This is a genomic window from Roseovarius sp. MBR-154, assembly GCF_053628595.1.
This window is the reverse complement of the sequence record NZ_JBRJGR010000001.1, coordinates 194,555-220,204: the sequence shown is the minus strand read 5'-3', so window position 1 is coordinate 220,204 and position 25,650 is coordinate 194,555. Positions and strand designations below refer to the sequence as shown.

The following is a 25,650-nucleotide window of genomic DNA, read 5'->3' as shown; positions in this document are numbered from 1 at the left end:
AGCATAGTTCTAGAAAAAATGAATTCGCCCCCCTGCGACAGAGTGCACACGGTGCGCGCTCGGCGCTGGTTCAGGCCTGCTGCGCCTTGCCGCGGATCGAATGGAACTTGCGCAGCAGGTGCTCCTTCATGAGCTTTCCCGACCGCTCGGCATCGCGGTTGCAGAGCGCCTCTGCGATGGCCTCGTGCTCCTCGACCGCCGCGCGCCAGCGTTCCGGCGTGAGATTGGCCTGATAGCGCGCCCGCTGGACGCGGAAGGCCAGCAATTCATGCGAACGCAGCAGCGTGTCATTACCGGTGGCCGCGAGGATGGCATTGTGGATCGCCTGGTTGATACGGAAATAGGTCGGGCGGTCCGCCTGCTCGAAGGTGCGGCGTAATTCCTGTGTCAGTCGCATTATTTCCTGCAGGATCGCATCCGCTGCCTGTTCCGCCGCGAGTTCCCCCGCCAGCCCTTCGAGGGCGGCCAGCACGCGGAACACCTCGGCCAGTTCGGCCTCGCTCTGGCGGGTGATCACCGCGCCACGATGCGGGATGAGATCGAGTAGACCTTCGGCCGCCAACACCTTGAGCGCCTCGCGCAGTGGCGTGCGCGAGACGCCGAACTGCTCGGTCAGGGCCTTTTCGTTGATTTTCTCGCCGGGCTGCAACTGGCCTTCGAGGATCATCTGGCGCAGGCGGTTGGTGATCTCGACGGCGAGCGCGGTGCGGCCGATCGGATCGGGTTTGAGGGCGGTCATCGGGGTCTCTTGGCTTTGGTCATCCATCGTTGCGGACCTCCCTTACAGCATTTTCCGACGCCCTGTCGAAGATTTCCGCGATATGCAGCGCGCGTCGGTCTGTGCCATCGGCGATCTGGTGACGACAGGATGTGCCGTTGGCGATCACAAGGTCATCGGGGGCAGCCGCGCGCACGGCGGGCAGCAGGGACAATTCACCCATTTTCTGCGAAACCTCGATGGTCTCCGCCTGATAGCCGAACGCGCCTGCCATCCCGCAGCAACTGCTCTCGATGTTTTGCGGATCGAGTTCGGGGATGAGGGCAAGCGCCTGGCCCATATCCCCCATCACGCCTGCCGCCTTTTGATGGCAATGGCCGTGGACATGGGCGGTCTGCCCGAGAGAGGAAAGCGTCAGGTTCAGCCTTCCGGCGCGGGATTCGCGGGCGATGAACTCCTCAAAGAGAAAGGCGTTATCTGACAAGAGGCGCGCGTCCTCGCCGGGCAAGAGTGTCAGGAACTCGTCGCGCAGGGTCAGGAGGCACGAGGGCTCCAGCCCGACCAAAGGCACGCCCGCGCGGATATGCGGCAGGAGCGCGTCGAGCGTGCGCCGTGCCTCGGCGCGGGCTTTGTCGATCATCCCCGCCGCCAGATAGGTGCGGCCACAGCAGAGAGGGCGACCGGGGGCATGGGCGGCGATCACCTCGTAGCCTGCCCGCGACAGCACACGCAGCGCGGCGCGGGGAATATCCGGCTCCATCCAGCGGTTGAACGTATCGGTGAAGAGAATGACCTTGCCCGCCTTGGTCGAGGCGCGGGCGCGCTTCACCTCCGCATCGCGGAAATAATCCCCCCGAAACATCGGCAGGGACCGCGCGCGCGCCAGCCCGGTGATGCGCTCGCCCAATGCGGCCAGAAACGGCACGCGGTTGCGCAGGGCAATGAGGCCACGCAGCGCGACGGCGAGGCGCGCATAGCGCGGCATCTCGGCGATCAGTCGCGCCCGCAGACCGAACCCCAGTTTCTGGCCGCGCTGATAGAGCACCTCGGTTTTCATTTTGGCCATGTCGACGCCCGTGGGGCATTCACGCTTGCAGGCCTTGCAGCCCACACAAAGCTTCATCGTCTCGGCCATCTCGTCCGAGAACAGCGCATCCTTGCCCAGGCGACCCGAGAGCGCGAGGCGCAGCGTGTTGGCGCGGCCCCGCGTCACGTCGCGCTCATCGCGCGTCACCCGGTAGCTGGGGCACATCGCGCCGCCGGCCAGCTTGCGGCAGGCCCCGTTGTTGTTGCACATCTCGACCGCACCCTGAAATCCGCCACCCTTTCCGGGCCAGGCAGACCAGTCATGCCCGGTCTTGAGATCGGCGAAATCATAGCCCGGCGGATAGCGCATCAGGCTGCGGTCATCCATTTTCGGCGCATGCACGATCTTGCCGGGGTTCAGGCGCGAGTCGGGATCGAACGCCGCCTTGACCTCCTCAAACGCGCGCAGGATACGCGGACCGAACATCGCGCAGTGAAACTCGGATCGCACGATGCCGTCACCATGTTCGCCGGAATGCGAGCCTTTATACTCACGCACCATCTCGAACGCGGCTTCGGCGATCTCGCGCATCTTGCGCACATCGTGTTCCAGCTTGAGGTTCAGGACCGGGCGCACATGCAGGCAGCCCTCGGAGGCATGGGCATACCATGTGCCGGTGGTGCCATGCGCATGAAAGACCTCTGTCAGCCGGTCGGTGTAGTCAGCCAGATGGTCGAGCGGCACGGCGCAATCCTCGACGAACGAGACAGGCTTGCCCGCCTCTTTCATCGACATCATGATGTTGAGCCCGGCCTTGCGCAATTCGCCGATCTCGGCGGCAAGGGCCATGTCCCAGACCTCGACGACGCCGCCCTCGTGGTTGCCGCCCTTGCCGAACCCATAGCCAAGATCGGAAATGGTATCGGACAGGCGCGCCATGTTCTCTTCGTTCTCAGACGGGCTGTCGGCGAATTCGACCAAGAGCATCGCCGCTGGCTGCCCGCGCACGAATTGCTCCAGCGTTCTCGCATAAAGCGGGATCGCGCGGGCGAGGTCGATCATGGTGCTGTCCACCAGTTCGACCGAGGTGGGGCCAAGCGCCACCAGCGATTTCGCGGCCTCCATCGCGGCGCGGAAGGTGGGGAAATGGCACACGCCCAAGACGCTGGTCTTGGAGGGCAGGGGCGAGAGGTCGATCTCGATGGCGGTGGAGGTGGCGAGCGTGCCCTCGGAGCCGATCAGAAGATGGGCGAGGTTGATCGGCGTGTCGCCTGGCACCAGCGCGTCGATATTGTAGCCGCCGACGCGACGCTGCACCTGCGGGAAGCGCGCGGCGATCTCCTCGGCCTCGCGCTTGCCGAGGTCGAGCATCTGCCGCAAGAGCGCCTCTGGCACGCGATTGCCCGATCCGGGGCCAAAATCGAACGGCGTTCCATCGGCGAGATAGCCCTCGATTCGGGCGACATTATCCCGCGTCGTGCCGTAACGCAGCGAGCGGGATCCGCAGGAATTGTTGCCCACCATGCCGCCGATGGTGGCGCGCGAGGCGGTGGAGACATCGACCGGAAACCAGAGCCCGTGCGGTTTCAGCGCCCGGTTGAGGTCATCCAGCACGATCCCCGGCTCGACCACGGCACGCCGCCCCTCGACATCCAACTCGAGGATGCGATTGAGGTGCTTGGAGCAATCGACGATCAGCCCGGAATTCACCGTCTGCCCGCATTGCGAGGTGCCGCCGCCACGCATGGTGAGCGGGATTTCAGCGCTACGGGCAGCCTCAATAGCGGCGGCGATATCATCGGGCGCGCGGGGCACGATCACGCCCGCAGGCATGATCTGATAGATCGAGGCATCGGTCGCATAACGCCCGCGTGAAAAGGCGTCAAAGCGGGTCTCGCCCCGTACCTCGCGGCTGAGGCGGTCTTGAATGGCGCTGTCCAGCATGGTCCCCCGATCCGGTGGTGGCTTGAGATAATGTCTTGACAGAATATTGAATTCAGAATTCAATTCAACAAAATTCACCTGCCTCCGAGTCTTCGCCACTCGGCCCCTCGCGGGCGCAGGTGCCGTCATCTTGGGGAGGAACGACATGCCTGCTGGCCGCCATTTTCTGCAAATTCCGGGGCCGTCGAACGTGCCCGACCGCATCCTGCGAGCGATGGGCTATCCGACGATGGATCACCGTGGCCCGGCCTTTGCCGATGTCGGGCGCAAGGCGCTGGAAGGGATGAAGAGCATTTTCAAGACCGAGGGCCGCGTGGTGATCTACCCGTCCTCGGGCACCGGCGCGTGGGAGGCCGCAATGGTCAACACGCTGTCGCCCGGCGACACGGTACTGATGTACGAGACCGGGCATTTCGCCATGTTGTGGAAGAAACTGGCCGAGAAGCTGGGCCTGAACCCCGTTTTCATCGAGGGCGACTGGCGTGGCGGGGCCGATGCGGCGGCCATCGAGGAGCATCTGCGCGGCGACACAGGCCAAGACATCAAGGCGGTTTGCGTCGTGCATAACGAGACCTCGACCGGCTCTGTCACCGATGTGGCCGCGGTGCGCCGCGCCATCGACGCAGCGGGGCATCCGGCGCTCTTGATGGTGGATACGATTTCCTCGCTCGCCTCGGTCGATTACCGGCACGACGAGTGGGGCGTGGATGTCACCGTCTCCGGCTCGCAAAAAGGGCTGATGCTGCCGCCGGGCCTGTCCTTCAATGCCGTCAGTGACAAGGCGATGGCGGCGTCCGAGAGTGCGGGGCTGATCCGGTCATATTGGAGCTGGGCCGAGATGGCCGGGCCGAACGACACCGGCTATTTCCCCTACACGCCCGCGACCAACCTGCTCTACGGTCTCAACGAGGCGATCGACATGCTGCACGAGGAAGGGCTGGAAAACGTCTTTGCCCGGCATCGGCGGCATGGTGCTGCGGCGCGCGCAGCGGTCGAGGCCTGGGGGCTGGAGGTGCTGTGCAATACCCCCTCCGACTGCTCGCCGGTGCTGACCGCCGTGATGATGCCCGAGGGGCATTCGGCCGACAATTTCCGAGCTGTCACCTTGCGCAATTATGACATGTCGCTCGGCAATGGCCTGTCGAAGGTCGCCGACCGGGTGTTCCGGATCGGGCACCTGGGCGATTTCAACGATCTGATGCTGATCGGCACGCTGGCCGGTGTGGAGATGGGCCTGCGCGATGCGGGCGTGCCATATCGCGCGGGCGGGGTTCAGGCCGCGATGGAGGTTCTGGGTCAGACCGCCCAGGCCAATCGCGCCGCCGCCTGACGGCGGACGTTCCGCGCGGGAGGAGGAGCTTGCGCGGAGCGCACCCGAGACATTCGGGCAACGCAAAGACCACCGCTCGGAAGAAGCCGTGCGGGACACTGAAACCAAGGGAGGAAAGATAATGAAAAATACTCTGATTGCAGCCGTTGTGGCCTCGTTCGCGGCGGTGCCCGCCACGGCGGCCGACACGACGTTGAAATTCGGCCATGTCGGCGCGCCGGGCTCGCTCTTCGAGGCGACGGCCAACCATTACGCGGGCTGTGTGGCCGACAAGTCCGACGGCTCGGTCGAGGTTCAGACCTTCGGATCGTCGCAACTTGGCAAGGACAAGGAGCTGTTGCAGAAGCTCAAGCTGGGGCAGGTCGATTTCGCGCTGCCCTCGTCGGTGATGTCCTCGGTCGACAGCGTGTTCGGCATTTTCGAGATGCCCTATATCATTAAGGATCGTGACCACATGCGCCGCGTGCAGGACGCGATGATGGACACGTTCCAGACGGCGGCCAACGACAACGGCTATCATATCGTCGGTCTGGCCGAGAACGGCTTTCGCCACATCACCAACAATATCCGCCCGATCAACCAGCCCGAGGATCTGAACGGCATCAAGCTGCGCACGCCCAACGGTGAATGGCGCGTGAAGATGTTCCAGGAGTACGGCGCCAACCCGACCCCGATGGCGTTCTCGGACGTGTTCACCGCGTTGCAGACCGGCGTGATCGACGGGCAGGAAAACCCCTATGCGCAGATCGCCTCGGCCAAGTTCCAGGAGGTGCAGAAGTATCTCTCGATCACCGGGCATGTCTACACGCCCGCCTATATCCTCGCCTCGGAAAAGCATTTCGGCAAGCATTCCCCCGAGGTGCAGGCGATGCTGAGCGACTGCGCGGCAGAGACGCAGACCTTCACCTATGAGAAGGCGGCGGAGCTTGAGACCGAACTGCTTGACGTGATCAAGGAAGCCGGGGTCGAGGTGAACGAGGCCGACAAGGACGCCTTCATCACCGCCTCCAAGCCGATCTACGAGGCCTTTGCCGCCGAAGTCGATGGCGGGCAGGAGATGATCGACAAGGTGCTTGCGCTCGGCAACGCCAGCTGAGCGCCGGTCCGGTGGCCCTGACCGGGGCCGCCGGATGATCCCTGACACATGAATGACGGCCCGGTCCCGGCGCGCCTGCGTGACGGGAGGGGTTGATGCAGCGCAAGACAGGCCCGAATGAACGCTCTCCTTCACCGAACGAACCGGATCGCAAGCCGTCTTCTGGAATGGACCACCGTTCTGCTGATGGTCGGCCTTACCGCCATCGTGATCGTGGCCGTGCTCGCCCGCCTGATGGGGCAGAGCTTTTCCTGGTATGACGAAGTGGCGGCGATCATGCTTGCATGGATCACCTACTACGGCTCGGCGCTTGCGGCGCTGCACCGGCGACATATCGGCTTTGACACGGTGCTGCTCGCCATTCCACCACGCGCGCGAATGCTGGCGGTGCTGGTGGGCGAGGCGTTGGTGCTGACATTCTTCGTCCTGATGGCGCGGGCGGGCTTTCAGGTGCTGGAGGTGCTGGAGGGTGACAGCCTGACCTCGCTGCCCTGGGTGCCGGTGCAGTTCACCCAATCGGTCATTCCCATCGGGGCGGTCCTCTTCATCATCTGCCAATTGCTGAGCCTGCCGAATTACTGGGCCAAGACCGCGCAGGGCATATCGCTTGAACATGCCGAGATCGAGGAAGAGGTCGAAACCGAAATGGAAAAGAACAAGGAGCGCGGCTGATGCTGATGCTGGCGATTTTCCTGGCCCTCGTGGCGATGATCTGCATCAATGTGCCGATTGCCATCGGGCTGGCCCTTGCGGGTGTCATGGGCCTTCTGGCCACCGAAGGGGCCGATAGCCTCGTGACCATCGCCCTCGACATGTATGACGGCTCGACCAAGTTCTCGCTGATCGCGATCCCGATGTTCGTGCTGGCAGGGGCGATCATGAATGCGGGCGGCATCACCGACCGGCTGATCAACTTCGTCTCGGCGATCATCGGGTTCGTGCGCGGTGGCCTCGCCATGGTCAATATCGGCGTGTCGCTGTTCTTTGCCGAAATCTCGGGCTCTGCCGTGGCCGATGTGGCGGCGATGGGCTCGATTCTCATTCCGCAAATGAAGAAACGCGGCTATTCCAAGGAACTTTCGGCCGCCGTCACCTCCTCTTCGGCCTCGTTGGCGATCATCATTCCGCCGTCGATCCCGATGATCCTTTATGCGGCGTCGGCCAACACCTCGGTAGAGCAGTTATTCGTCGCCGGTGTGGTGCCGGGCCTTCTGGGGGCGTTCGGGCTGATGATGGTCGCCTATATCTTCGCGCGGCGCTACAACCTGCCCACCGAAGAAGCGTTCAACATGCCCCGCCTGCGCGAGACCTTCATCGACGCGCTGCCCGCCTTCACCCTGCCGGTGATTATCCTCGGCGGCATCTTCGGCGGTTTCGTCACCGCGACCGAAGCGGCGGGCCTTGCAGTGATCGCGGCCATTGTGGTCTCGATCTGGTATCGGCAGATCGACATCGCGCATCTGCGCCGGGCCATGCTGGATGGCGGCATGCAGACCGCTGTGGTGATGCTGCTGGTCGCGGCCTCGGTGCTGATGGGCGGGTTCCTGACCCGCGCGCAGATCCCGCAGCAACTGGCGCAGGGCATTCTCAACATCACAGATCAGCAATGGGCGATCCTGCTCATTCTCAACTTCTTCTTCTTGGTGATCGGGTTCTTTCTGCACTCGGCTGCGGCGATCATCCTTGTGATCCCGATTGTCATGCCGCTGATCACGGTGGCGGGCATCGACCCGGTGCATTTCGGTCTGGTGGTCACGCTGAACCTTGCCATCGGTCAACAGACCCCGCCCGTGGCCTCCGTGCTGATCACCGCCTGCGCGGTGGCGCGGGCCAATATCTGGGAAGTGTCCAAGGTCAATATCTGGTTCATCATGGTGCTCCTAGCGGTGCTGATGCTATGCACCTATGTGCCGTCGGTGCCGCTGTTCCTCGTCGAATACTTTTACCGGTAAGGGGCTATCATGAGCGAGATCACGACGACGGCTCGGGGCCAAACGCTCTGGATCACCTTCAACCGCCCGCAGGCGCGCAATGCGCTGACCTTCGAGATGTATGAGGGGCTGGCCACGCTGTGCCGCGAGGTGCCGACCGATGGCAGCATTCGCGCCCTGGTCATTCACGGCGCGGGGGGCAAGGCGTTCGCGGCGGGCACCGACATGACGCAGTTTCGCGCTTTTGACAAGGCGCAGGATGCGCTTGATTACGAGGCCCGGATCGAGAGCGTGCTGGAGGCGGTGGAGCGGTGCCCGTTGCCCACGGTCGCCGCCATAAACGGGGCCTGCACCGGCGGCGGGGCCGCGATTGCCGGGGCGTGCGATATCCGCATCGCGACCGCCAATCTCAAGTTCGGCTTTCCCATCGCGCGCACCCTTGGCAATTGCCTGGCTGCGGCCAACCTGGCGCGGCTGTCGTCGCTGATGGGAGCAGGACGCGTGCGCGAGATGATCTTTACCGCCCGCCTGATCGGTGCGCAGGAGGCGCAGGGCTGTGGCCTCGTCACCGAGGTTCTGGAAGACGAAGATGCCTTGATGGCCCGTGCCGGGGAACTGGCCGACACGCTTGCGCAGCTGGCCCCCCTGACGCTGCGCGCCACCAAAGAGGCAATGCGCCGGGTAAGCGCAGCCACAAGGGTTGAGGACGCCGACCTGATCGAGATGTGCTACATGAGCCGGGATTTCCGCCACGGGCTGGAGGCGTTCCTGGCCAAGGAAAAACCCGAATGGAGTGGGACATGACGGAACAAGGCCCACTTGCGGGGATGAAGGTGATCGAGTTGGCGCATATCATGGCCGGGCCCGTCTGTGGCCTGATGCTGGCCGATATGGGTGCCGATGTGATCAAGGTCGAAAAGCCCGATGGCGATGACAGCCGCCGGTTTGTCCCGCCTGCGATTGAGGGCGAATCCGCCGCCTACATGATGATGAACCGCAACAAGCGGGGAGTGGCGCTGAACCTCAAGGATGCGCAGGCGGTCAAGGCGCTGCACCGCCTTCTGGAAGAGGCCGATGTGGTGATCGAGAATTACCGCATGGGAACGATGGAACGGCTGGGGCTGGGATATGAGGACCTGCGTGCGATCAATCCGCGGCTTATCTATTGCGAAATCTCGGGCTTTGGCCGGACCGGGCCCTATGCGCAGCGCGGCGGCTTCGACCTTATCGCGCAGGGCATGTCGGGGCTCATGTCGATCACCGGCGAGGGACCGGGGCGGCCCCCGGTCAAGACCGGCGCGCCGGTCTCTGACATCACAGCCGGAATCGTGGCGGCCATGGGCGTCTCGGCAGCCTATGCGCGGATGTTGCAGACGGGTGAGGGGCAAAAGGTCGACACATCGCTTTTCGAGGCAGCGATCACCCAGACCTATTGGCAATCGGCGATTGCCTTCGCCACCGGCGTGTCCCCCGGCCCGCTGGGCTCGGCGCATCCCCTGAACGGCCCCTATCAGGCCTTCGAGACGGCGGATGGCTGGATCAATGTGGGTGCCGCCAATCAGCGCAACTGGCTGCGCTTTCTCGACGTGATCGGCGCACCGGAGTTGAACGACGATCCGCGCTTTGCCTCTAACCACGACCGGATGCAGCATCTGAAAGAGCTGGAGGAGATCCTCAACGGCTATCTGCGTCACGAGTCCTCGGCAGTCTGGCTGGAACGGATGGAACGCGCCGGACTGCCCGCCGGGCCCGTGCTGGATATACTTGAAATGCAGGCCGACCCGCAGGCTCTTGCCCGCGAGATGATCGTCGAGGTGGATCATCCGGTGGCGGGCCGCATCAAGACCCTGGGCCATCCGGTCAAGTTCAGCGAGACCCCGGCCAGCCTGCGTCGCGCCGCGCCGGTTCTGGGTCAGCACAGCCGTGAGGTGCTGCAAGAGGCGGGGTATGACGCGACAGAGATCGAGGCGATGGTCGCGGCTGGTGCGGTTATCGCCGCTTAAGTAGTTATGAGCGGCTATGTTCGGGGAAATTGATGCCCAGAATGCGGGGCAAATCATTGTTTCATATTGTTTTTATTTGTTCGTCTTTTACATTAATCGCTTTTTAACTTGGCTCAATGTGTCCTCGGATACCTTGCTCTGTTCGCCTCTATCAACAGTCTAATGTGGATATTTGGGTGCCCTCTAGATCGAAGACACTCATATCCGCGTCTCCGACAAGCGTGCGACCCTGCTGGTCGTCATCGCGCGCAACGTCACATGGGCCTATCGTTTCGCAATCCGCGCCATGGCCAGAAAAGTCATGTCTCGACAACGCCGACGGCAGACGCGAAAAGACCTGGTTTCGAACCGGACTCGATGCTCTGCGGAACTGGATACGCAATCAACCCGATCAGGCCCTCAACTCATGGAACAACCTGACCAATGAGGCCCGTAAAGGGCGTCGCATAAACCAAGTCGTGTACCATTTGGGACAGAACCGGGCTTGGGTCGCGGGACTATCTCCCAAGAGCCCTGCGGCTTCATTTTCGTCACGATAACGGATCGAGATCGCTGCTGCCGAGGCTGGTGACATCCTCGAACAGGATCCGCAGCGTGCCGCTTGCGTTGAAACTCAGCTCGAGGAAATCGGCGGTCGCGGTGACATTGCTGGTCAGCGCCGCGTCGTTCGCGTCGATCACCCCGTCCCCGGTCACGTCGAAATCCGAGAAACTGTCGAAGCCCGGGGTCAGCCCGAACACCCGCGCCACGTCGCCACCGCCGAAATCGGTGATCACGTCCTCGCCGAAGTTGTCGCGGAACACGAAGATATCCGCACCGGCCCCGCCGGTCAGCAGGTCGAACCCGTCGCCGCCGTCGATCGTGTCCTGACCCGTGCCGCCGTCGATCACGTCGCCGCCGCCGTTGATGGTATCGTCGCCCGCGATGCCCTGCAGCACATTGGCGTTGCTGTCGCCGGTGATCAAATCACCAAGCTGGCTGCCAATGACATTCTCGAAGTTCGCCAGCTCGAAGTTCGCCAGCGCGACCGTGCGAACGCCGGACGCACCCCTATCCACCGTTCCGGCATCCAGAATGATCACCCAGGCAGCGGACAACTCGTTGCTGGCATCGAAGAGGTCGGTGCCAGTGCCGCCGTCGAACAGGTCGCCTTCCAGGGTGTCGGTATCGCCGACCACGTTGTTGTTCTTCACGATGAAGGTGTCGTCACCGGCGTTGCCCTCGATCAGGCCGCCGCCGACGGCCTCGATCGTGTCGTTACCGTCGCCGCCGAAGATCGTGTCGGCCGCAGAACTGCCTGTGATTGTATCGTCGATGCCGCTGCCCTGACCGCGCCAATTCAAGCAATCGTGGCCTCCGCCGCGAGCTGGTCGCGAGAGGTTCCAAAATGAACCAGCTTACCATCGTTCCTACATTCCCTGCTCTCCGATCCACGGTGCTGGATCGCCTTTTCGATTATCTCGACGACCACGGCGAAAGCCTCGACAGCGTGTTTCGTCAGATCCGGGCGGATCCCGATGTCGGCGAACAAGCAGCCGTTCGAGAAATCGCTGAACAGGTTCAGGCGACCAAAGGTGGCCGGACCCTCACGCTGCGTCTGCAGACCGTCATGGATGAGCTTCTCTGCGTGACTGGTGCGCCCCTCGCAGAAATCGAGGAAGCGTACTACGGCCCGGAGTTCGACACGGCGCTGAGCTGGCACGCTGCGCGGCTCACTGATCCGGAGCGGGACATCAAGTACGCATTTCGCGTGTGACCAGCCCACTGCCATCGTCATCATAGAAGAAATCCCCCTCGTCGGCTTTCATGTCGGCGGGGCGCGTGTGGGTCAATGTGTGGGGCAAATTCTCTTAATCATTCACCCAAAACCTCAGAAAATCAACAAATTCCGGGTTTTAGGATTGACTAGTGGTGCCCAGGAGAGGACTCGAACCTCCACGGCCTTGCGGCCACTGGCACCTGAAGCCAGCGCGTCTACCATTCCGCCACCTGGGCAGGTGTCGTGAGGCAGGCGTTTAGAGGCGGACCGATCCGGTGTCAACGGCGATTTTGCGCGATCTGTCGCAATCGTCTTATCATCTTGTCCAACGCCGTGTTGGTGGATAGGAAAGGGGTTGAACGCGCGCATTCCGGAGGCTTCTCATGTCAAAGCTCGTCACCATATATGGCGGATCAGGTTTCGTCGGCCGTTACATCGCGCGCCGCATGGCGCAGGCGGGATGGCGGGTGCGGGTGGCGGTGCGGCGGCCCAACGAGGCTATGCATGTCAAACCCTATGGCAATGTCGGTCAGGTCGAACCGGTCTTTTGCAATATCCGCGACGATGACAGTGTGCGCGCGGTGATGCACGGGACCGATGCGGTGGTGAATTGCGTCGGCACCTTCGACCGCAAGGGGCGTAACAATTTCCAGGCCGTGCAGGCCGAGGGAGCCACGCGCATCGCGCGGCTGGCCGCCGAAGAGGGTGTAAGCCACCTCGTGCATCTGTCGGCCATTGGTGCCGATGCGCAATCCGACAGCGAATACGCCCAGAGCAAGGCCGCCGGAGAGGCCGGAATCCTTGCGCATTTTCCGCAGGCCGTGATCCTGCGCCCGTCGGTCGTCTTTGGCCCCGAGGATCAGTTTTTCAATCGTTTCGCGGGAATGACGCGCTTCGGCCCTGTGCTGCCCGTGGTGGGTGGCGACACGAAGTTTCAGCCGGTCTATGCCGATGACGTGGCCCATGCTGCAGCGCTAGGGGCGAAGGGTCAGGCGGCACCGGGCATTTACGAGCTTGGCGGACCGGAGGTGGCCACGTTCAGTGAGTTGATGCGCGTAATGCTCAAGATCATACGCCGACGGCGCTTGATCGTGAACATTCCGTTTGGCGTCGCCGCTGCGATGGCTCGGGCGATGGAACTGGTGCAGACGGTGACATTCGGTCTCGTTCCGCCGCAGATCACCCGCGACCAGGTACGCAGCCTGCGGGTGGACAATGTGGTGAGCGAAGGGGCCAGGGGCTTTGCCGATCTGGGTATCACACCTGCGGCGATCGAGGCCGTGCTGCCTGATTATCTCTGGCGCTTTCGGCCTGCGGGGCAATACGAGGCGATCAAGGAATCGGCCCGAAACCTGCGCAGTCTCTGACTGTCAGCTATAGGCTACTCCCAGCAGGAACACACCAAGCACGAGCCGATAGATCACGTAGGGCGTATAGCTGACACTCCGCAAGAGCCGCATCATCAGGCCGAGTGCGGCGAGAGCCGCCACAAAGGCGAAGGCGGCGGCGGTCGCGGCACTGATGAGGGTAGACGGATCGGCCTCTATCGCCGCTTCGGTTCCGAGCAGTACGGCGCTTGCGACAATGGTTGGAATCGACATCAGCATCGAGATGCGCGCTGCTTCCTGCCGCCGATAGCCGAGGAAACGCGCGCCGGTTATGGTGATGCCAGAGCGCGACGTGCCCGGAATGAGGGCGATGGCCTGCCAGACACCTATTACCATCGCATCGGTGATATTCCAGTCCTCGGTGGTTTTCTTGCGTCGACCGATCTTGTCGGCCCAGTAGAGCACCAGCCCGAAGATGATCGTGGCCCAGCCGATCACCTCGATCGAGCGCAGGCTTTCATCATAGCCGGAGAGCTTGAGCAAGGCGCCGAAGGCGATCACCGGGATTGAGGCGACGAGCAGAAGCTGCGCCAGTTGTGCACCGGGCGTGTCGGCCCGCCCCGCAAGCGCGCCAGGCAGGCCGATCAAGGCCCCCCGTACGTCGGACCAGAAGTAGATCACCACGGCGAAGAGCGTGCCGACATGCACCGCGACGTCGATCATCAATCCCTGATCCGCCATGCCGGTGAGTTTCGGCAGCAGAATGAGATGACCGGAGGAGGAGATCGGCAGAAACTCGGTGATTCCCTGAATGACGGCGACGAGGAGGATGTGAAATAACGTCATTCTTGAAGGCCCTGCTTACTACGAGTGCAGCTATAAACCTTTGTGTTTGTGGCGCAATCGACAATACGAGTCCGAATCGGACCTAGTATTCATGAAATTTTTACTTTTATCAAAACTTCCATGTCGTATTTATGCATATAGGTCATATCTTCTGACTTTTAATCCAGTAAGTGTTGGAGTAGAGACGTGCGGTGCAAAGACTTTGGGAGGGCACGTTGTGGCAAAGCAACCGATGCTGAAATTCGTGACGGTCGGGCGGGACATGCCTGAGAAACGGGCGGCAGAGGCGCGTCGGCAGGATTTCCATGAAATCTATGCCGAATATGCCGATGCCAAGGCCAAGGAACAGGCCGGACGGTGCAGCCAATGTGGCGTGCCCTATTGTCAGACGCATTGCCCGCTGCACAACAATATCCCTGACTGGTTGCAGCTGACCGCTCAAGGCCGCCTTAAGGAAGCCTATGAAATCAGTCAGTTGACCAATACCTTTCCCGAGATTTGCGGGCGTATCTGCCCGCAGGACCGGCTGTGCGAGGGCAACTGCGTGATCGAGCAATCGGGTCATGGCACGGTCACGATTGGCGCGGTGGAGAAGTACATCACCGACACGGCTTGGGAAGAAGGCTGGGTCGAGCCGATCAAGCCTGCGGTGGAACGTGTTGAATCCGTTGGTATAATCGGTGCCGGCCCCGGGGGCCTTGCCGCCGCGGATGTGCTGCGGCGGGCGGGCGTTCAGGTGACGGTCTATGACCGCTATGACCGGGGCGGCGGGCTGATGACCTATGGCATTCCCGGCTTCAAGCTGGAGAAGGACGTGGTCATGCGCCGGGTCGATCAGCTGGAGCAAGGCGGCGTCGAATTCGTGCTGAACTGCAATGTCGGAACGGACATCACCTTTGAGGAAATTCGTAACAAACACAATGCGGTAATGATCGCCACCGGGGTCTACAAGAGCCGCGATCTGCAAGGGCCCGGATCGGGCGCGGGCGGTATCGTGCGGGCGATTGATTACCTGACGGCGAGCAATCGCGTCGGCTTTGGCGACACGGTGCCGGAGTATGACAGCGGCGAGTTGAATGCCTCGGGCAAGCGAATTGTTGTGGTTGGTGGCGGCGATACCGCAATGGATTGTGTGCGCACCGCCGTAAGGCAGGGCGCAAAATCGGTGACCTGCCTTTATCGCCGCGACCGAGAGAACATGCCGGGCAGCCAGCGTGAGGTGGCCAATGCCGAGGAAGAAGGCGTTAAGTTTGAGTGGCTTAGCGCGCCGATTGGCTTTGCCGGTGACCCGGTGACGAGCGTGAAGGTGCAGAAGATGCGCCTCGGCGCGCCGGATGCGACGGGACGCCAGAGCCCGGAACCCATCGACGGCGCCGAGCATGACGAGCCTGCCGATCTGGTGATCAAGGCGCTCGGCTTTGAGGCCGAAGACCTGCCAACCCTTTGGGATCAAAAGGAATTGGAGGTCACCCGCTGGGGCACCGTCAAGGCGGAGTTCACCACCGGGCAGACCGCGATGGAGGGTGTTTACGCCGTCGGTGACATCGTGCGGGGGGCGTCCCTCGTGGTGTGGGCGATCCGTGACGGGCGCGATTCGGCGGCGGCGATTCTCGAGTATCTGGGCGATGCGCAGGCCGTTGCGGCGGAATAGCGGTAAAACGTCGGTATCACGTCGGTATTGCGGCGGTGCCCCGGCGGAGTGCTTTGAGGCGATAAGACAGACAACCTGACCCACCGGGTAAAGGAAGGGTGAAGACCGATGACAAAATTCGATCAGGACTGGATGGCCAAGGAAGAGGCCAAGCGCGACTGGATGGCCGCGAACGGCATGTATGCCCATGAGGAGGAGCATTCGTCCTGCGGTGTCGGCCTCGTTGTGTCGATTGACGGGGAGCCGTCGCGCCGGGTCGTCGAGGCGGGGATCAATGCGCTCAAGGCGATCTGGCACCGGGGGGCTGTCGATGCCGACGGCAAGACCGGCGATGGCGCGGGTATTCATGTGCAGATCCCGGTGTCGTTCATCTATGACCAGATTCGCCGCACCGGGCATGAGCCGGACGAAAGCCGACTTGTCGCGGTCGGGCAGGTGTTTCTACCGCGCACCAATTTCGGCGCGCAGGAGCAGTGCCGGACCATCGTGGAAACCGAAGTGCTGCGCATGGGTCACACGATCTATGGCTGGCGGCACGTGCCGGTCGATATCACCTGCCTGGGCGAAAAGGCCAATGCGACCCGGCCCGAGATCGAGCAGATCCTGATTTCCGATGCCAAGGGGCTGGAGGAAGAAGAGTTCGAGCGCGAGCTTTACGTGATCCGCCGCCGGATCGAAAAGGCGGTCGCGGCCGCCGGGATCAACGGCCTTTATATCGCGAGCCTGTCCTGCCGGAGCATCATCTACAAGGGCATGATGCTGGCCGAGCAGGTGGCGGTGTTCTATCCCGACCTGATGGACGAGCGGTTCAAGAGCGCGTTTGCGATCTATCACCAGCGTTATTCGACCAACACCTTCCCGCAATGGTGGCTGGCGCAGCCGTTCCGGATGCTGGCGCATAACGGCGAGATCAACACGCTGAAGGGCAACACCAACTGGATGAAGAGCCACGAGATTCGCATGGCGTCTTCGGCCTTTGGCGAGCGGGCCGAGGATATCAAGCCGATCATCCCGCAAGGCTCGTCGGACAGTGCCGCGCTCGACGCGGTGTTCGAGGTGCTGGTGCGCGCCGGGCGCAATGCGCCGATGGCGAAAACCATGCTGGTGCCCGAATCGTGGTCGAAGCAACGCGAGGAACTGCCGCAGGCATGGCGCGACATGTATTCCTACTGCAACTCGGTGATGGAGCCGTGGGACGGACCGGCAGCCCTTGCCATGACCGATGGCCGCTGGGTCTGCGCCGGTCTTGACCGCAACGGGCTGCGCCCGATGCGCTATGTGGTGACGGGTGACGGGCTGCTGATTGCCGGGTCCGAGGCCGGGATGGTGCCAATCGACGAGACCAAGGTGAAGGAAAAGGGCGCGCTTGGCCCCGGTCAGTTGCTGGCCGTGGATATGGTCGAGGGCAAGCTCTATCACGACGCGGAAATGAAGGACAAACTGGCCAATGCACAGCCGTTTGGCGAGTGGGTCGGCAAGATCAACGAGCTGGATGACAAGCTGGCCGCCGTGACCGAGGTGCCGATCTACAAGGGCGGTGAGCTGCGCAAGCGGCAGATCGCGGCCGGGTATACCATGGAGGAGCTGGAGCAGATCCTCGCGCCGATGGCCGAGGACGGCAAGGAAGCGATTGCCAGCATGGGCGACGACACGCCGAGTGCTGTTCTGTCCAAGCAGTATCGCCCGTTGAGCCATTTTTTCCGGCAGAATTTCAGTCAGGTGACGAACCCGCCGATTGACAGTTTGCGCGAATATCGGGTGATGAGCCTCAAGACGCGGTTCGGCAATCTCAAGAACGTGCTGGATGAGTCGAGCGCGCAGACCGAGATCCTGGTGCTGGAAAGCCCGTTTGTGGGCAATGCGCAATGGGATGAGATGATCCGGCAGTTCAACGCCGATGTGGCGGTGATCGACTGCACGTTTAGTGCAGGCAAGACCGCGCTGCAAAAGGGGCTGGAGCGGATCCGGGCCGAGGCGGAGGATGCCGTGCGTTCGGGCACCGGGCATCTGATCCTGACCGATCAGAACCTCGGGGAAGCCCGTGTCGGCATGCCGATGATCCTGGCCACCTCGGCGGTGCATAGTCATCTGACGCAAAAGGGGCTGCGGACCTTCTGTAGCCTGAACGTGCGCTCGGCTGAATGCATCGACCCGCATTATTTCGCCGTGCTGATCGGTGCCGGGGCGACCGTGGTCAACGCCTATCTGGCCGAGGACAGCATCAGTGACCGGATCGACCGGGGGCTGATCGAGGGCAGCCTGACCGAGGCGGTGGCGCGCTATCGCTCGGCGATTGATCAGGGATTGCTCAAGATCATGTCGAAGATGGGGATCTCGGTCATTTCCTCGTATCGCGGCGGGCTGAATTTCGAGGCGGTGGGACTGAGCCGCGCGATGTGTGCGGAGTATTTCCCGGGGCTCACGAGCCGGATCTCGGGAATCGGTGTGTCGGGCATTCAGGGCAAGCTGGAAGAGGTGCATGGCCGGGCCTTCCGGGGCGGGCAGGATATCCTGCCGATCGGCGGGTTCTACAAGGCGCGCAAGTCGGGCGAGACCCATGCCTGGGGCGCGCAGACCATGCACATGATGCAGATGGCCTGCAACAAGGCGAGTTATGAGCTGTGGAAGCGCTATTCGGCGGCGATGCAGAACAACCCGCCGACGCATCTGCGCGACCTGATGGCGATCAAGCCGATGGGCGAGGCGATCCCGCTGGAAGAGGTGGAGAGCGTGACCGCGATCCGCAAGCGGTTTGTCACGCCGGGGATGTCGCTGGGGGCGCTGTCGCCCGAGGCGCATAAAACCCTCAATGTGGCGATGAACCGGATCGGCGCACGCTCGGACAGTGGCGAGGGCGGCGAGGACCCGGCGCATTTCACGCCGGAGGCGAATGGCGACAATCCGTCTGCCAAGATCAAGCAGGTGGCGTCGGGGCGCTTTGGTGTGACGGCGGAGTATCTCAACCATTGCGAGGAGTTGGAGATCAAGGTCGCGCAGGGCGCCAAGCCCGGTGAGGGCGGGCAGATCCCCGGCATGAAGGTGACGAAGCTGATCGCGCGGCTGCGGCATGCGACGCCGGGTGTGGCGCTGATCAGCCCGCCGCCGCATCACGATATCTACAGTATCGAGGATCTGGCGCAGCTGATCTATGACCTCAAGCAGATCAACCCGACGGTCAAGGTCTGCGTCAAGTTGGTGGCGCAGTCCGGCGTTGGCACGATTGCCGCCGGTGTGGCCAAGGCCAAGGCGGATGTGATCCTGATCTCGGGGCATAATGGCGGCACCGGGGCGAGCCCGGCGACGTCGATCAAATATGCCGGTTTGCCGTGGGAGATGGGCCTGACCGAGGCGCATCAGGTGCTGAGCATGAACAACCTGCGCGAGCGGATCACGCTGCGCACCGATGGCGGGCTGCGCACCGGGCGCGATATCGTCATGGCGGCGATGATGGGGGCCGAGGAATACGGCATCGGCACGGCGGCGCTGATTTCGATGGGCTGCATCATGGTGCGGCAGTGTCAGTCGAATACCTGCCCCGTGGGGGTCTGCACGCAGGACGAGGCGTTGCGCGAGAAGTTCACCGGCACCGCCGAGAAGGTGGTGAACCTCATCACCTTCTACGCGCAGGAGGTGCGGGAAGTGCTGGCAAGCATCGGCGCGCGCAGTCTTGATGAGGTGATTGGCCGGGCAGATCTGCTGACGCAGGTCAGCCGAGGCTCGGCGCATCTCGATGATCTCGACCTCAACCCGATGCTGATCACCGTGGATGGGGCCAAGGACATCCGCTATGACCGCAACCGCCCGCGCAACGAGGTGCCCGACACGCTGGATGCAGAGATTGTGCGGGATGCGCAGCGGTTCCTGAATGACGGTGAGAAGATGCAACTGCATTACGCGGTGCAGAACACCGACCGGACGGTGGGCACGCGGGTCTCGAGCCATATCGTGCGCAAGTTCGGGATGCGCAATACGCTGCAACCGGATCACCTGACGGTGAAGCTGACCGGCAGTGCCGGGCAATCGCTGGGGGCATTCGCCGCGCCGGGGCTGAAGATCGAGGTCAGTGGCGACGCCAATGACTATGTCGGCAAGGGCCTGTCCGGTGGCACGATCGTGGTGCGCCCGCCGATGGCGAGCCCGCTGGTGGCGGCCGAGAATACGATCATCGGCAACACCGTGCTTTATGGGGCGACGGCAGGCTATCTCTTTGCCGCCGGGCGTGCCGGAGAGCGGTTTGCGGTGCGCAACTCGGGCGCGCATGTGGTGATCGAGGGCTGCGGCTCCAACGGGTGTGAATACATGACCGGGGGTGCGGCGGTGATCTTGGGTGAGATCGGGGCCAATTTCGGCGCGGGCATGACCGGCGGCATGGCCTATGTCTATGACCCCGAGGGTCGCGCGCAGACGCTGGTCAACGGCGAAACCCTGGTAAGTTGCCCGGTGACGGAGCCGCATTGGGAGTCTGAGCTCAAGGGTCTGATCGAGCGACACGTGGCCGAGACCGGATCGCAGCGCGGGCAGGATATCCTGCAATACTGGGATCTCGAGAAGGACCGCTTCGTGCAGTTCTGCCCGAAGGAAATGCTCGACAAGCTGGAGCATCCGCTGGGTATCAGACACGAGGCGATTCCGGCGGAATGAGGCGGACGCGTTGCGCGTGACAGGCAGGGACCGGTTTTCGGTCCTTGCCTGCTGCGTTACTCTTGGCGACGCGGGCACGTGTCGGGGCTGATCCGCCCCGTCTTTGCGTGCCGCGCACAGCCGAGAGGAGAACGATCCCGTGTCTGACCTTCTGATCATTACCTTCGAGACATCTGACGGGGCCTTTGAGCTTGACGCGCATCTGCGTGGAATACGCCGCCTGCAAAAGCTGGAAACGCAGGACATCAAGTTGGCGACCCGTGATGAGACCGGCGCGGTAGAGCTTCACGGGCCTGCCAGTGTGCCGACGATGCAGGTGGTCGGTGGCACGATCTGGGGTCTGGTTCTGGGGGCGGCCTTTCTGGTGCCGGTCGCGGGCGCGGTGGCCGGGGCCGCAACGGGCGCGGTTGTGGGACAGTTCCGTGATCCCGGTATTGACAGCACATTCCTGAAAGAGATTGCCGAGTCATTGCCCAAGGGCGGATCGGCGCTTTGCCTGCTGGTGCGCGACATGGATACCGATGCTCTGCTAGAGGAGATTGCCGCCTTTCCCGAGACGGGCCATTTGATCCAGTCACCGCTTGACGGGGAAGAGGAGGTCCGGCTTCGGGGCTTGATCCAGACTGGTAAAACAGAGTGATGAAGATCAAAGCGGGTTTTGCCGCCCTTCGCCGCGCAGTATAGCTTACCCATGGCACGGGCACGCACATCCTCCCGCTCTTCGAAGCGGGCACGCATCCGACCGCTGCGCTGGCTGCGGCGGTGGGCGGTGTATTACGTGCTGCTTTCGGCGCTGGTCGTAACCGGGGTGATCGCCGCGCATCGGATCATCGAGCCGCCGCGCACCTATTTCATGGGACAGGAAGAACGGCGGCTGGGGCAGATCAGTCACGATTGGGTGCCGATGGCGCGGATCGCGCCGGTGATGGCGCGCTCGCTGGTGGCGGCGGAGGATGCCAATTTCTGCCAGCACTGGGGCTTTGACATGGGGGCGATTCGCACCGCGATTGCCGAAGGGTCCGGGCGCGGGGCCTCGACACTGAGCCAGCAGGTCGTGAAGAATGTCTATCTCTGGCACGGGCGCAACTGGGCGCGCAAGGCGCTGGAGGCGGTGATGACCCCGGTGGTCGAGACGCTGTGGCCAAAGCGGCGGATCGTCGAGGTCTATCTGAACGTGGCGGAGTTCGACGCGGGCGTGTTCGGCGTCGAGGCGGCGGCGCGGCATTACTTTGGCGTGAGCGCCGCCGATCTGAGCGCGGTGCAGGCGGCGCGCCTCGCCGCCGTGCTGCCCAACCCCAAGGATCGCTCGGCCGCATCGCCGAGTGCGGCGCTGCGCAAGCGCGCCGCCAGCATCATGGACGGGGCGGCGACAATTGACCGGGACGGGCGCGCCGCCTGTTTCGAGGATTGAAAATCGCCCCCAAAGGGGGCATGGAGGGGCGGTTTCCGTAACCTCGAGGTAGTCTGACGATGGCCAAGCTCTATCACGTTCCGCTTTCCCCGTTCTGCCGCAAGGTGCGGCTGAGCCTTGCGGAGAAGAAGATCGAATGCGAACTGGCCGAGGAACGCTATTGGGAACAGGACCCGGATTTTCTGCGCCGGAACCCGGCGGGCAAGGTGCCGGTGCTGAAGATCGACGGCAAGACCATGGCCGAAAGCGCGGCGATTTGTGAATATCTGGAAGAGAAATATCCCGAGCCCTCGCTGATGCCGAAGAGTGCCGAGGCGCGCTATGAGGTGCGGCGGCTGGTGGCGTGGTTCGATGACAAGTTCCACCACGAGGTGACCTCCAAGCTGCTCTATGAGCGGGTCAACAAGAAGGTGATGAAGCAGGGCTTTCCCGACAGTCGGAACGTCAAGGACGGCGCGCGGGCGATCAAGTATCACCTCGATTACATGGCCTGGCTGCTGGATCACCGGCGCTGGCTGGCCGGCGATGTGATGACGCTGGCGGATTTCGCGGCCGCCGCGCATTTGTCGTCGCTGGATTATATCTCGGATGTGGATTGGCACCGCTCTGAGGCGGTCAAGGATTGGTATGCCAAGATCAAGTCGCGCCCGGCGTTCCGGGGGATATTGGCGGATCAGGTTTCCGGGTTTCCGCCACCGGCGCATTATGCCGATCTGGACTTCTAGTCTGGGGGCGCTGCCCCCGTCGCCGCGAGCGGCGACTCCCCCGGAGTATTTGCCGGAACGATGAAAGATGGGCTGAAACAGAGACTGGTTGCGCAGGCGCGGGCCGAGGGGTTCGATGCCTGTCGGCTGTGTCGTCCGTGGGATGTGGGCCATGTGCCGGAGCGGCTGGCGGCGTTTCTGGAGCAGGGCTATCACGGGCAGATGGGCTGGCTGGAGGAGCGTGCCCATTGGCGCGGCGCGCCGGAGGTGCTCTGGCCTGAGGCGCGCACGGTGATCGTGCTGGGGGAAAGCTATACGCCGGAGGAGGATCCGCTGGCGGGGCTGGCGCGGCGGGATCGGGGCAATATCTCGGTTTATGCCCGCAACAGAGACTATCACGATACGGTCAAGAAGCGGCTGAAGCGGCTGGCGCGCTGGCTGATCACTGAGGCGGGCGGCGAGGTGAAGGTGTTTGTCGATACCGCCCCCGTGCCCGAGAAGCCGCTGGCGCAAGCGGCGGGGCTCGGGTGGCAGGGCAAGCATACCAATCTGGTGAGCCGTGATCTGGGCAGTTGGTTCTTTATCGGGTCGGTGTTCACGACGCTGGAATTAGAGACTGATCCAGCGGAAGTCGATCATTGCGGGTCGTGCCGGGCCTGTCTGGATATCTGTCCGACGAACGCCTTTCCGGCGCCCTACCAACTGGATGCGCGGCGCTGCATTTCCTATCTGACGATCGAGCACAAGGGGCCCGTGGATGAGGCGCTGCGGCCCTTGCTGGGCAATCGGATCTATGGCTGTGACGATTGCCTGGCGGTCTGCCCGTGGAACAAGTTCGCGGTCGAGGCGCGAGAGGTGAAGTATCACGCGCGCGAGGATCTGGTGGCCCCGACGCTGGCGGAATTGGCGGCGCTGGACGATGCCGGGTTTCGGGCGCGGTTTTCAGGGAATCCGATCAAGCGGATCGGGCGCGACCGGTTCCTGCGCAACGTGCTCTATGCGATCGGAAATTCGGGGGATATGTCATTGCGGGCGGTGGCGCAGGGCCATTGCGAGGATGCGGATGCGGCGGTGGCGGATGCGGCGCGTTGGGCGGTCAAGCGACTGGATCGTGACGCAAACGGGCTGGCATAGCGCGTGAAACCCGGTACACCGCTGGCAAGGCGGAACGGGAGTGCGGACGCATGGCATTGGCTCTGGGCGTGGATACGGGCGGCACCTATACGGATGCTGTGCTCATTCGGGATGAGCGCGAGGTGGTGGCGAGCGCCAAGGCGCTGACCTCACGGCATGATCTGGCGGTCGGGATTGGTGCTGCGGTGGAGGCGGTGCTGGCTGCGAGCGGTGTGGACGTGGCCGAGATCGGGTTGGCGTCGCTGTCGACGACGCTGGCGACGAATGCGCTGGTCGAAGGACAGGGCGGGCGCGCGGGGCTGGTCTATATCGGGTTTCGCGCGGCGGATTTGCAGGCGCATGGGCTGGCCGAGGCGCTGGGTGGCGATCCGTCGATTGTGCTGGCGGGCGGGCACAGCCATGCCGGGAGCGAGGCCGCAGCACTGGATCGCGACGCGCTTTTGGCATGGTTAGAGACCGATCCCGGCGCATCGGCCTATGCGGTGGCGTCGCTTTTTGCGACGCGTAACCCTGCACATGAGCTGGCGGCGGCGGCGATGATCCGCGAGCTCACCGGTAAGCCGGTGAGCCTGTCGCATCATCTGTCGGCCAAGCTCAATGGGCCGAAGCGGGCGTTGACGGCGCTCTTGAATGCGCGGCTGATCGCGATGATCGCGCGGCTGATTGATCGGGCGGAGGGCAAGCTGCGTGATCTGGGGATGACTGCGCCCTTGATGGTGGTGCGTGGCGACGGGGCCTTGATCAGTGCCGATCAGGCGCGGGAACGTCCCATAGAGACGATCCTGAGCGGGCCTGCGGCGAGCATCGTGGGCGCGCGCTGGATGACCGGGGCGGAGCATGCGCTGGTGTCGGATATCGGCGGGACGACGACCGATGTGGCGGTGCTGACCGGCGGGCGGCCCGCGATTGACCCGCAAGGTGCGCGGGTGGGACCGTGGCGCACCATGGTCGAGGCGGTGGCGATGCGCACCTTTGGTCTGGGCGGCGACAGCGAGGTGCATGTGCAGGATGCCGGGCTGCGGGGCGGTGTGACCCTTGGCCCGCGCCGGCTGGTGCCGGTGAGCCTGATGGCGGTGGAGGCGGGTGCGGCGGTGCATGCCGCGCTGGAGGATCAGCTGCGCGCGAGTGCGCCGGGCGAGCATGACGCGCGGTTCGTGCGGGCGGTGCCGGGGATCGAGTCCGGAGGGCTGGGCGAGCGGGAAACGGCGCTTTTGGGCCGGATCAGGGACGAAGTGATGCCGGTGGGCAAGGTGCTGCGGTCGCGGATGGATCATGCGGCGCTGGCGCGGCTGGTGCGGCGCGGGCTGGTGCAGGTGGCCGGAGTTACGCCGTCGGATGCGAGCCATGTTCTGGGGCGGCAGGCAGGCTGGGACGGTGAGGCTGCGCGGATGGCGCTGGAGGTGATGGCGCGCAAGCGGACGGGATCGGGCAACCGGTTGGCTGAGGGGCCGGAGGTGCTGGCGCGGATGATCGTGGACCGTCTGACGCATCAGACGAGTCTGGCCTTGTTGGAGACGGCTTTTGCGGAAGATGACGTGGAGTTTGGCCTGCCGCCTGAGGCGCTGGCGGCGCATGTGCTGATGCAGAAGGGCCTTGATGGGCATCACGGGTTGGTGCGGTTGAGCGCCGGGCTGGGCGTGCCGGTGGTGGGGCTGGGAGCGTCTGCCGCCTGTTATTATCCGGCGGTGGGCGCGCGGCTGGGCTGTCAGATGATCCTGCCGGAACATGCCGGGGTGGCGAATGCCATCGGTGCCGTGGTCGGCCGGGTGACGATCCGGCGCGGCGGGACGGTGACCTCGCCGTCGGAGGGCAAATACCGCGTGCATCTGGACAGCGGGCCGGAGGATTATGCAGGCTCTGACGCGGCGATGGCGGCGCTGGAGGCGGCGCTGCGTGCCGAGACCCGCGCCCAGGCCGAGGCGGCGGGGGCGGTGGATATTCACGTTACCGCCGCGCGCCACGTCAAAGAGGCGCAGGCCGAGGCACGGCGGGTGTTTCTGGAAGCGGAGATTGTGGTAGAGGCAAGTGGACGGCCACGGATCGCCGTCTGAAAGAGGGGGCGCTGCCCCCGTCGCCGCGGGGCGGCGCACGCCCCGGAGTATTTCGGGAACGGTGAATGGGAGGGGA

At 63.5% G+C, this 25,650-nt stretch carries 19 protein-coding genes and 1 tRNA gene; 15 read left to right on the top strand and 5 right to left on the bottom strand.

Annotated features, from left to right (window positions below):
* Positions 1–70: 70 nt before the first annotated feature.
* A complete protein-coding gene (locus tag ACSSV4_RS01030; protein WP_454272877.1) occupies positions 71–766 on the bottom strand; it encodes a GntR family transcriptional regulator in 696 nt (231 codons plus the stop codon).
* The gene (locus ACSSV4_RS01025) at positions 759–3,689 is read right to left on the bottom strand and encodes an FAD-binding and (Fe-S)-binding domain-containing protein (protein WP_454272875.1); all 2,931 of its coding nucleotides are present in this window, start codon (positions 3,687–3,689) and stop codon (positions 759–761) included. Before ACSSV4_RS01025 ends, ACSSV4_RS01030 begins: the two co-directional genes overlap by 8 nt.
* A gap of 145 nt (positions 3,690–3,834) precedes the next feature.
* Here ACSSV4_RS01025 and ACSSV4_RS01020 point away from each other — a divergent pair, with 145 nt between their 5' ends.
* The 6 genes from ACSSV4_RS01020 (at position 3,835) to ACSSV4_RS00995 (ending at position 10,049) form a co-directional block, all read left to right on the top strand.
* Entirely contained in the window at positions 3,835–5,019 is a 1,185-nt protein-coding gene (locus ACSSV4_RS01020) for a pyridoxal-phosphate-dependent aminotransferase family protein (RefSeq protein WP_454272873.1), read from the top strand.
* Positions 5,020–5,140: 121 nt separating this feature from the next.
* Positions 5,141–6,115: a TRAP transporter substrate-binding protein gene (locus ACSSV4_RS01015; protein ID WP_454272871.1), complete on the top strand. Its 975-nt coding sequence runs from the start codon at positions 5,141–5,143 to the stop codon at positions 6,113–6,115.
* Positions 6,116–6,232: 117 nt separating this feature from the next.
* Positions 6,233–6,787, top strand: coding sequence for a TRAP transporter small permease (locus tag ACSSV4_RS01010; protein WP_454272869.1), 555 nt, complete (start codon positions 6,233–6,235; stop codon positions 6,785–6,787).
* Entirely contained in the window at positions 6,787–8,067 is a 1,281-nt protein-coding gene (locus ACSSV4_RS01005) for a TRAP transporter large permease (RefSeq protein WP_454272867.1), read from the top strand. The genes ACSSV4_RS01010 and ACSSV4_RS01005 overlap by 1 nt, the downstream gene beginning before the upstream one ends.
* A gap of 9 nt (positions 8,068–8,076) precedes the next feature.
* Entirely contained in the window at positions 8,077–8,850 is a 774-nt protein-coding gene (locus tag ACSSV4_RS01000; protein WP_454272865.1) for an enoyl-CoA hydratase, read from the top strand.
* Positions 8,847–10,049 (top strand): CaiB/BaiF CoA transferase family protein, encoded by a 1,203-nt coding sequence (locus ACSSV4_RS00995; RefSeq protein ID WP_454272863.1) that lies wholly within the window; start codon positions 8,847–8,849, stop codon positions 10,047–10,049. Before ACSSV4_RS01000 ends, ACSSV4_RS00995 begins: the two co-directional genes overlap by 4 nt.
* A gap of 530 nt (positions 10,050–10,579) precedes the next feature.
* Here ACSSV4_RS00995 and ACSSV4_RS00990 read toward each other — a convergent pair.
* Complete coding sequence (locus ACSSV4_RS00990; protein ID WP_454272862.1) at positions 10,580–11,392, bottom strand: calcium-binding protein; 813 nt, start codon at positions 11,390–11,392, stop codon at positions 10,580–10,582.
* A 44-nt stretch (positions 11,393–11,436) separates the two neighbouring features.
* Between ACSSV4_RS00990 and ACSSV4_RS00985 the strand changes: the two genes are divergently transcribed.
* A complete protein-coding gene (locus ACSSV4_RS00985) occupies positions 11,437–11,805 on the top strand; it encodes a hypothetical protein (RefSeq protein WP_454272860.1) in 369 nt (122 codons plus the stop codon).
* Between the two features lie 153 nt (positions 11,806–11,958).
* Here ACSSV4_RS00985 and ACSSV4_RS00980 read toward each other — a convergent pair.
* Positions 11,959–12,044 (bottom strand) — tRNA-Leu (locus ACSSV4_RS00980).
* Positions 12,045–12,191: 147 nt separating this feature from the next.
* On the opposite strand from ACSSV4_RS00980, the gene ACSSV4_RS00975 reads away from it, so the two are divergent.
* Positions 12,192–13,175, top strand: a complete 984-nt coding sequence (locus ACSSV4_RS00975; RefSeq protein WP_454272858.1) for a complex I NDUFA9 subunit family protein — start codon at positions 12,192–12,194, stop codon at positions 13,173–13,175.
* Between the two features lie 3 nt (positions 13,176–13,178).
* On the opposite strand, the gene ACSSV4_RS00970 is transcribed toward ACSSV4_RS00975, so the two are convergent.
* Entirely contained in the window at positions 13,179–13,982 is an 804-nt protein-coding gene (locus ACSSV4_RS00970) for an undecaprenyl-diphosphate phosphatase (protein ID WP_454272856.1), read from the bottom strand.
* 217 nt (positions 13,983–14,199) lie between these two features.
* On the opposite strand from ACSSV4_RS00970, the gene ACSSV4_RS00965 reads away from it, so the two are divergent.
* From ACSSV4_RS00965 to ACSSV4_RS00935, 7 genes are all read left to right on the top strand, one after another.
* Positions 14,200–15,633, top strand: a complete 1,434-nt coding sequence (locus ACSSV4_RS00965; RefSeq protein ID WP_454272854.1) for an NAD(P)-dependent oxidoreductase — start codon at positions 14,200–14,202, stop codon at positions 15,631–15,633.
* 108 nt (positions 15,634–15,741) lie between these two features.
* On the top strand, positions 15,742–20,274 hold the full coding sequence (gltB, locus tag ACSSV4_RS00960) for a glutamate synthase large subunit (protein ID WP_454272853.1): 4,533 nt from the start codon (positions 15,742–15,744) through the stop codon (positions 20,272–20,274).
* Between the two features lie 139 nt (positions 20,275–20,413).
* A complete protein-coding gene (locus tag ACSSV4_RS00955) occupies positions 20,414–20,914 on the top strand; it encodes a DUF1269 domain-containing protein (protein WP_454272851.1) in 501 nt (166 codons plus the stop codon).
* A gap of 51 nt (positions 20,915–20,965) precedes the next feature.
* Positions 20,966–21,685, top strand: a complete 720-nt coding sequence (gene mtgA, locus ACSSV4_RS00950) for a monofunctional biosynthetic peptidoglycan transglycosylase (protein ID WP_454272850.1) — start codon at positions 20,966–20,968, stop codon at positions 21,683–21,685.
* Between the two features lie 59 nt (positions 21,686–21,744).
* Positions 21,745–22,410 (top strand): FtsZ-binding protein FzlA, encoded by a 666-nt coding sequence (gene fzlA / locus ACSSV4_RS00945; RefSeq protein WP_454272848.1) that lies wholly within the window; start codon positions 21,745–21,747, stop codon positions 22,408–22,410.
* A 60-nt stretch (positions 22,411–22,470) separates the two neighbouring features.
* Positions 22,471–23,523, top strand: a complete 1,053-nt coding sequence (gene queG / locus ACSSV4_RS00940) for a tRNA epoxyqueuosine(34) reductase QueG (RefSeq protein ID WP_454272846.1) — start codon at positions 22,471–22,473, stop codon at positions 23,521–23,523.
* A 50-nt stretch (positions 23,524–23,573) separates the two neighbouring features.
* The gene (locus tag ACSSV4_RS00935; protein ID WP_454272844.1) at positions 23,574–25,574 is read left to right on the top strand and encodes a hydantoinase/oxoprolinase N-terminal domain-containing protein; all 2,001 of its coding nucleotides are present in this window, start codon (positions 23,574–23,576) and stop codon (positions 25,572–25,574) included.
* The last annotated feature ends 76 nt before the right edge of the window (positions 25,575–25,650 follow it).

Bases quoted from the DNA above. Each gene is read 5' to 3' on its own strand.
- ACSSV4_RS01030 (WP_454272877.1), bottom strand. From the start codon at position 766: ATGGATGACCAAAGCCAAGAGACCCCGATGACCGCCCTCAAACCCGAT.
- ACSSV4_RS01025 (WP_454272875.1), bottom strand. From the start codon at position 3,689: ATGCTGGACAGCGCCATTCAAGACCGCCTCAGCCGCGAGGTACGGGGC.
- ACSSV4_RS01020 (WP_454272873.1), top strand. From the start codon at position 3,835: ATGCCTGCTGGCCGCCATTTTCTGCAAATTCCGGGGCCGTCGAACGTG.
- ACSSV4_RS01015 (WP_454272871.1), top strand. From the start codon at position 5,141: ATGAAAAATACTCTGATTGCAGCCGTTGTGGCCTCGTTCGCGGCGGTG.
- ACSSV4_RS01010 (WP_454272869.1), top strand. From the start codon at position 6,233: ATGAACGCTCTCCTTCACCGAACGAACCGGATCGCAAGCCGTCTTCTG.
- ACSSV4_RS01005 (WP_454272867.1), top strand. From the start codon at position 6,787: ATGCTGATGCTGGCGATTTTCCTGGCCCTCGTGGCGATGATCTGCATC.
- ACSSV4_RS01000 (WP_454272865.1), top strand. From the start codon at position 8,077: ATGAGCGAGATCACGACGACGGCTCGGGGCCAAACGCTCTGGATCACC.
- ACSSV4_RS00995 (WP_454272863.1), top strand. From the start codon at position 8,847: ATGACGGAACAAGGCCCACTTGCGGGGATGAAGGTGATCGAGTTGGCG.
- ACSSV4_RS00985 (WP_454272860.1), top strand. From the start codon at position 11,437: ATGAACCAGCTTACCATCGTTCCTACATTCCCTGCTCTCCGATCCACG.
- ACSSV4_RS00975 (WP_454272858.1), top strand. From the start codon at position 12,192: ATGTCAAAGCTCGTCACCATATATGGCGGATCAGGTTTCGTCGGCCGT.
- ACSSV4_RS00970 (WP_454272856.1), bottom strand. From the start codon at position 13,982: ATGACGTTATTTCACATCCTCCTCGTCGCCGTCATTCAGGGAATCACC.
- gltB (WP_454272853.1), top strand. From the start codon at position 15,742: ATGACAAAATTCGATCAGGACTGGATGGCCAAGGAAGAGGCCAAGCGC.
- mtgA (WP_454272850.1), top strand. From the start codon at position 20,966: ATGGCACGGGCACGCACATCCTCCCGCTCTTCGAAGCGGGCACGCATC.
- fzlA (WP_454272848.1), top strand. From the start codon at position 21,745: ATGGCCAAGCTCTATCACGTTCCGCTTTCCCCGTTCTGCCGCAAGGTG.
- queG (WP_454272846.1), top strand. From the start codon at position 22,471: ATGAAAGATGGGCTGAAACAGAGACTGGTTGCGCAGGCGCGGGCCGAG.
- ACSSV4_RS00935 (WP_454272844.1), top strand. From the start codon at position 23,574: ATGGCATTGGCTCTGGGCGTGGATACGGGCGGCACCTATACGGATGCT.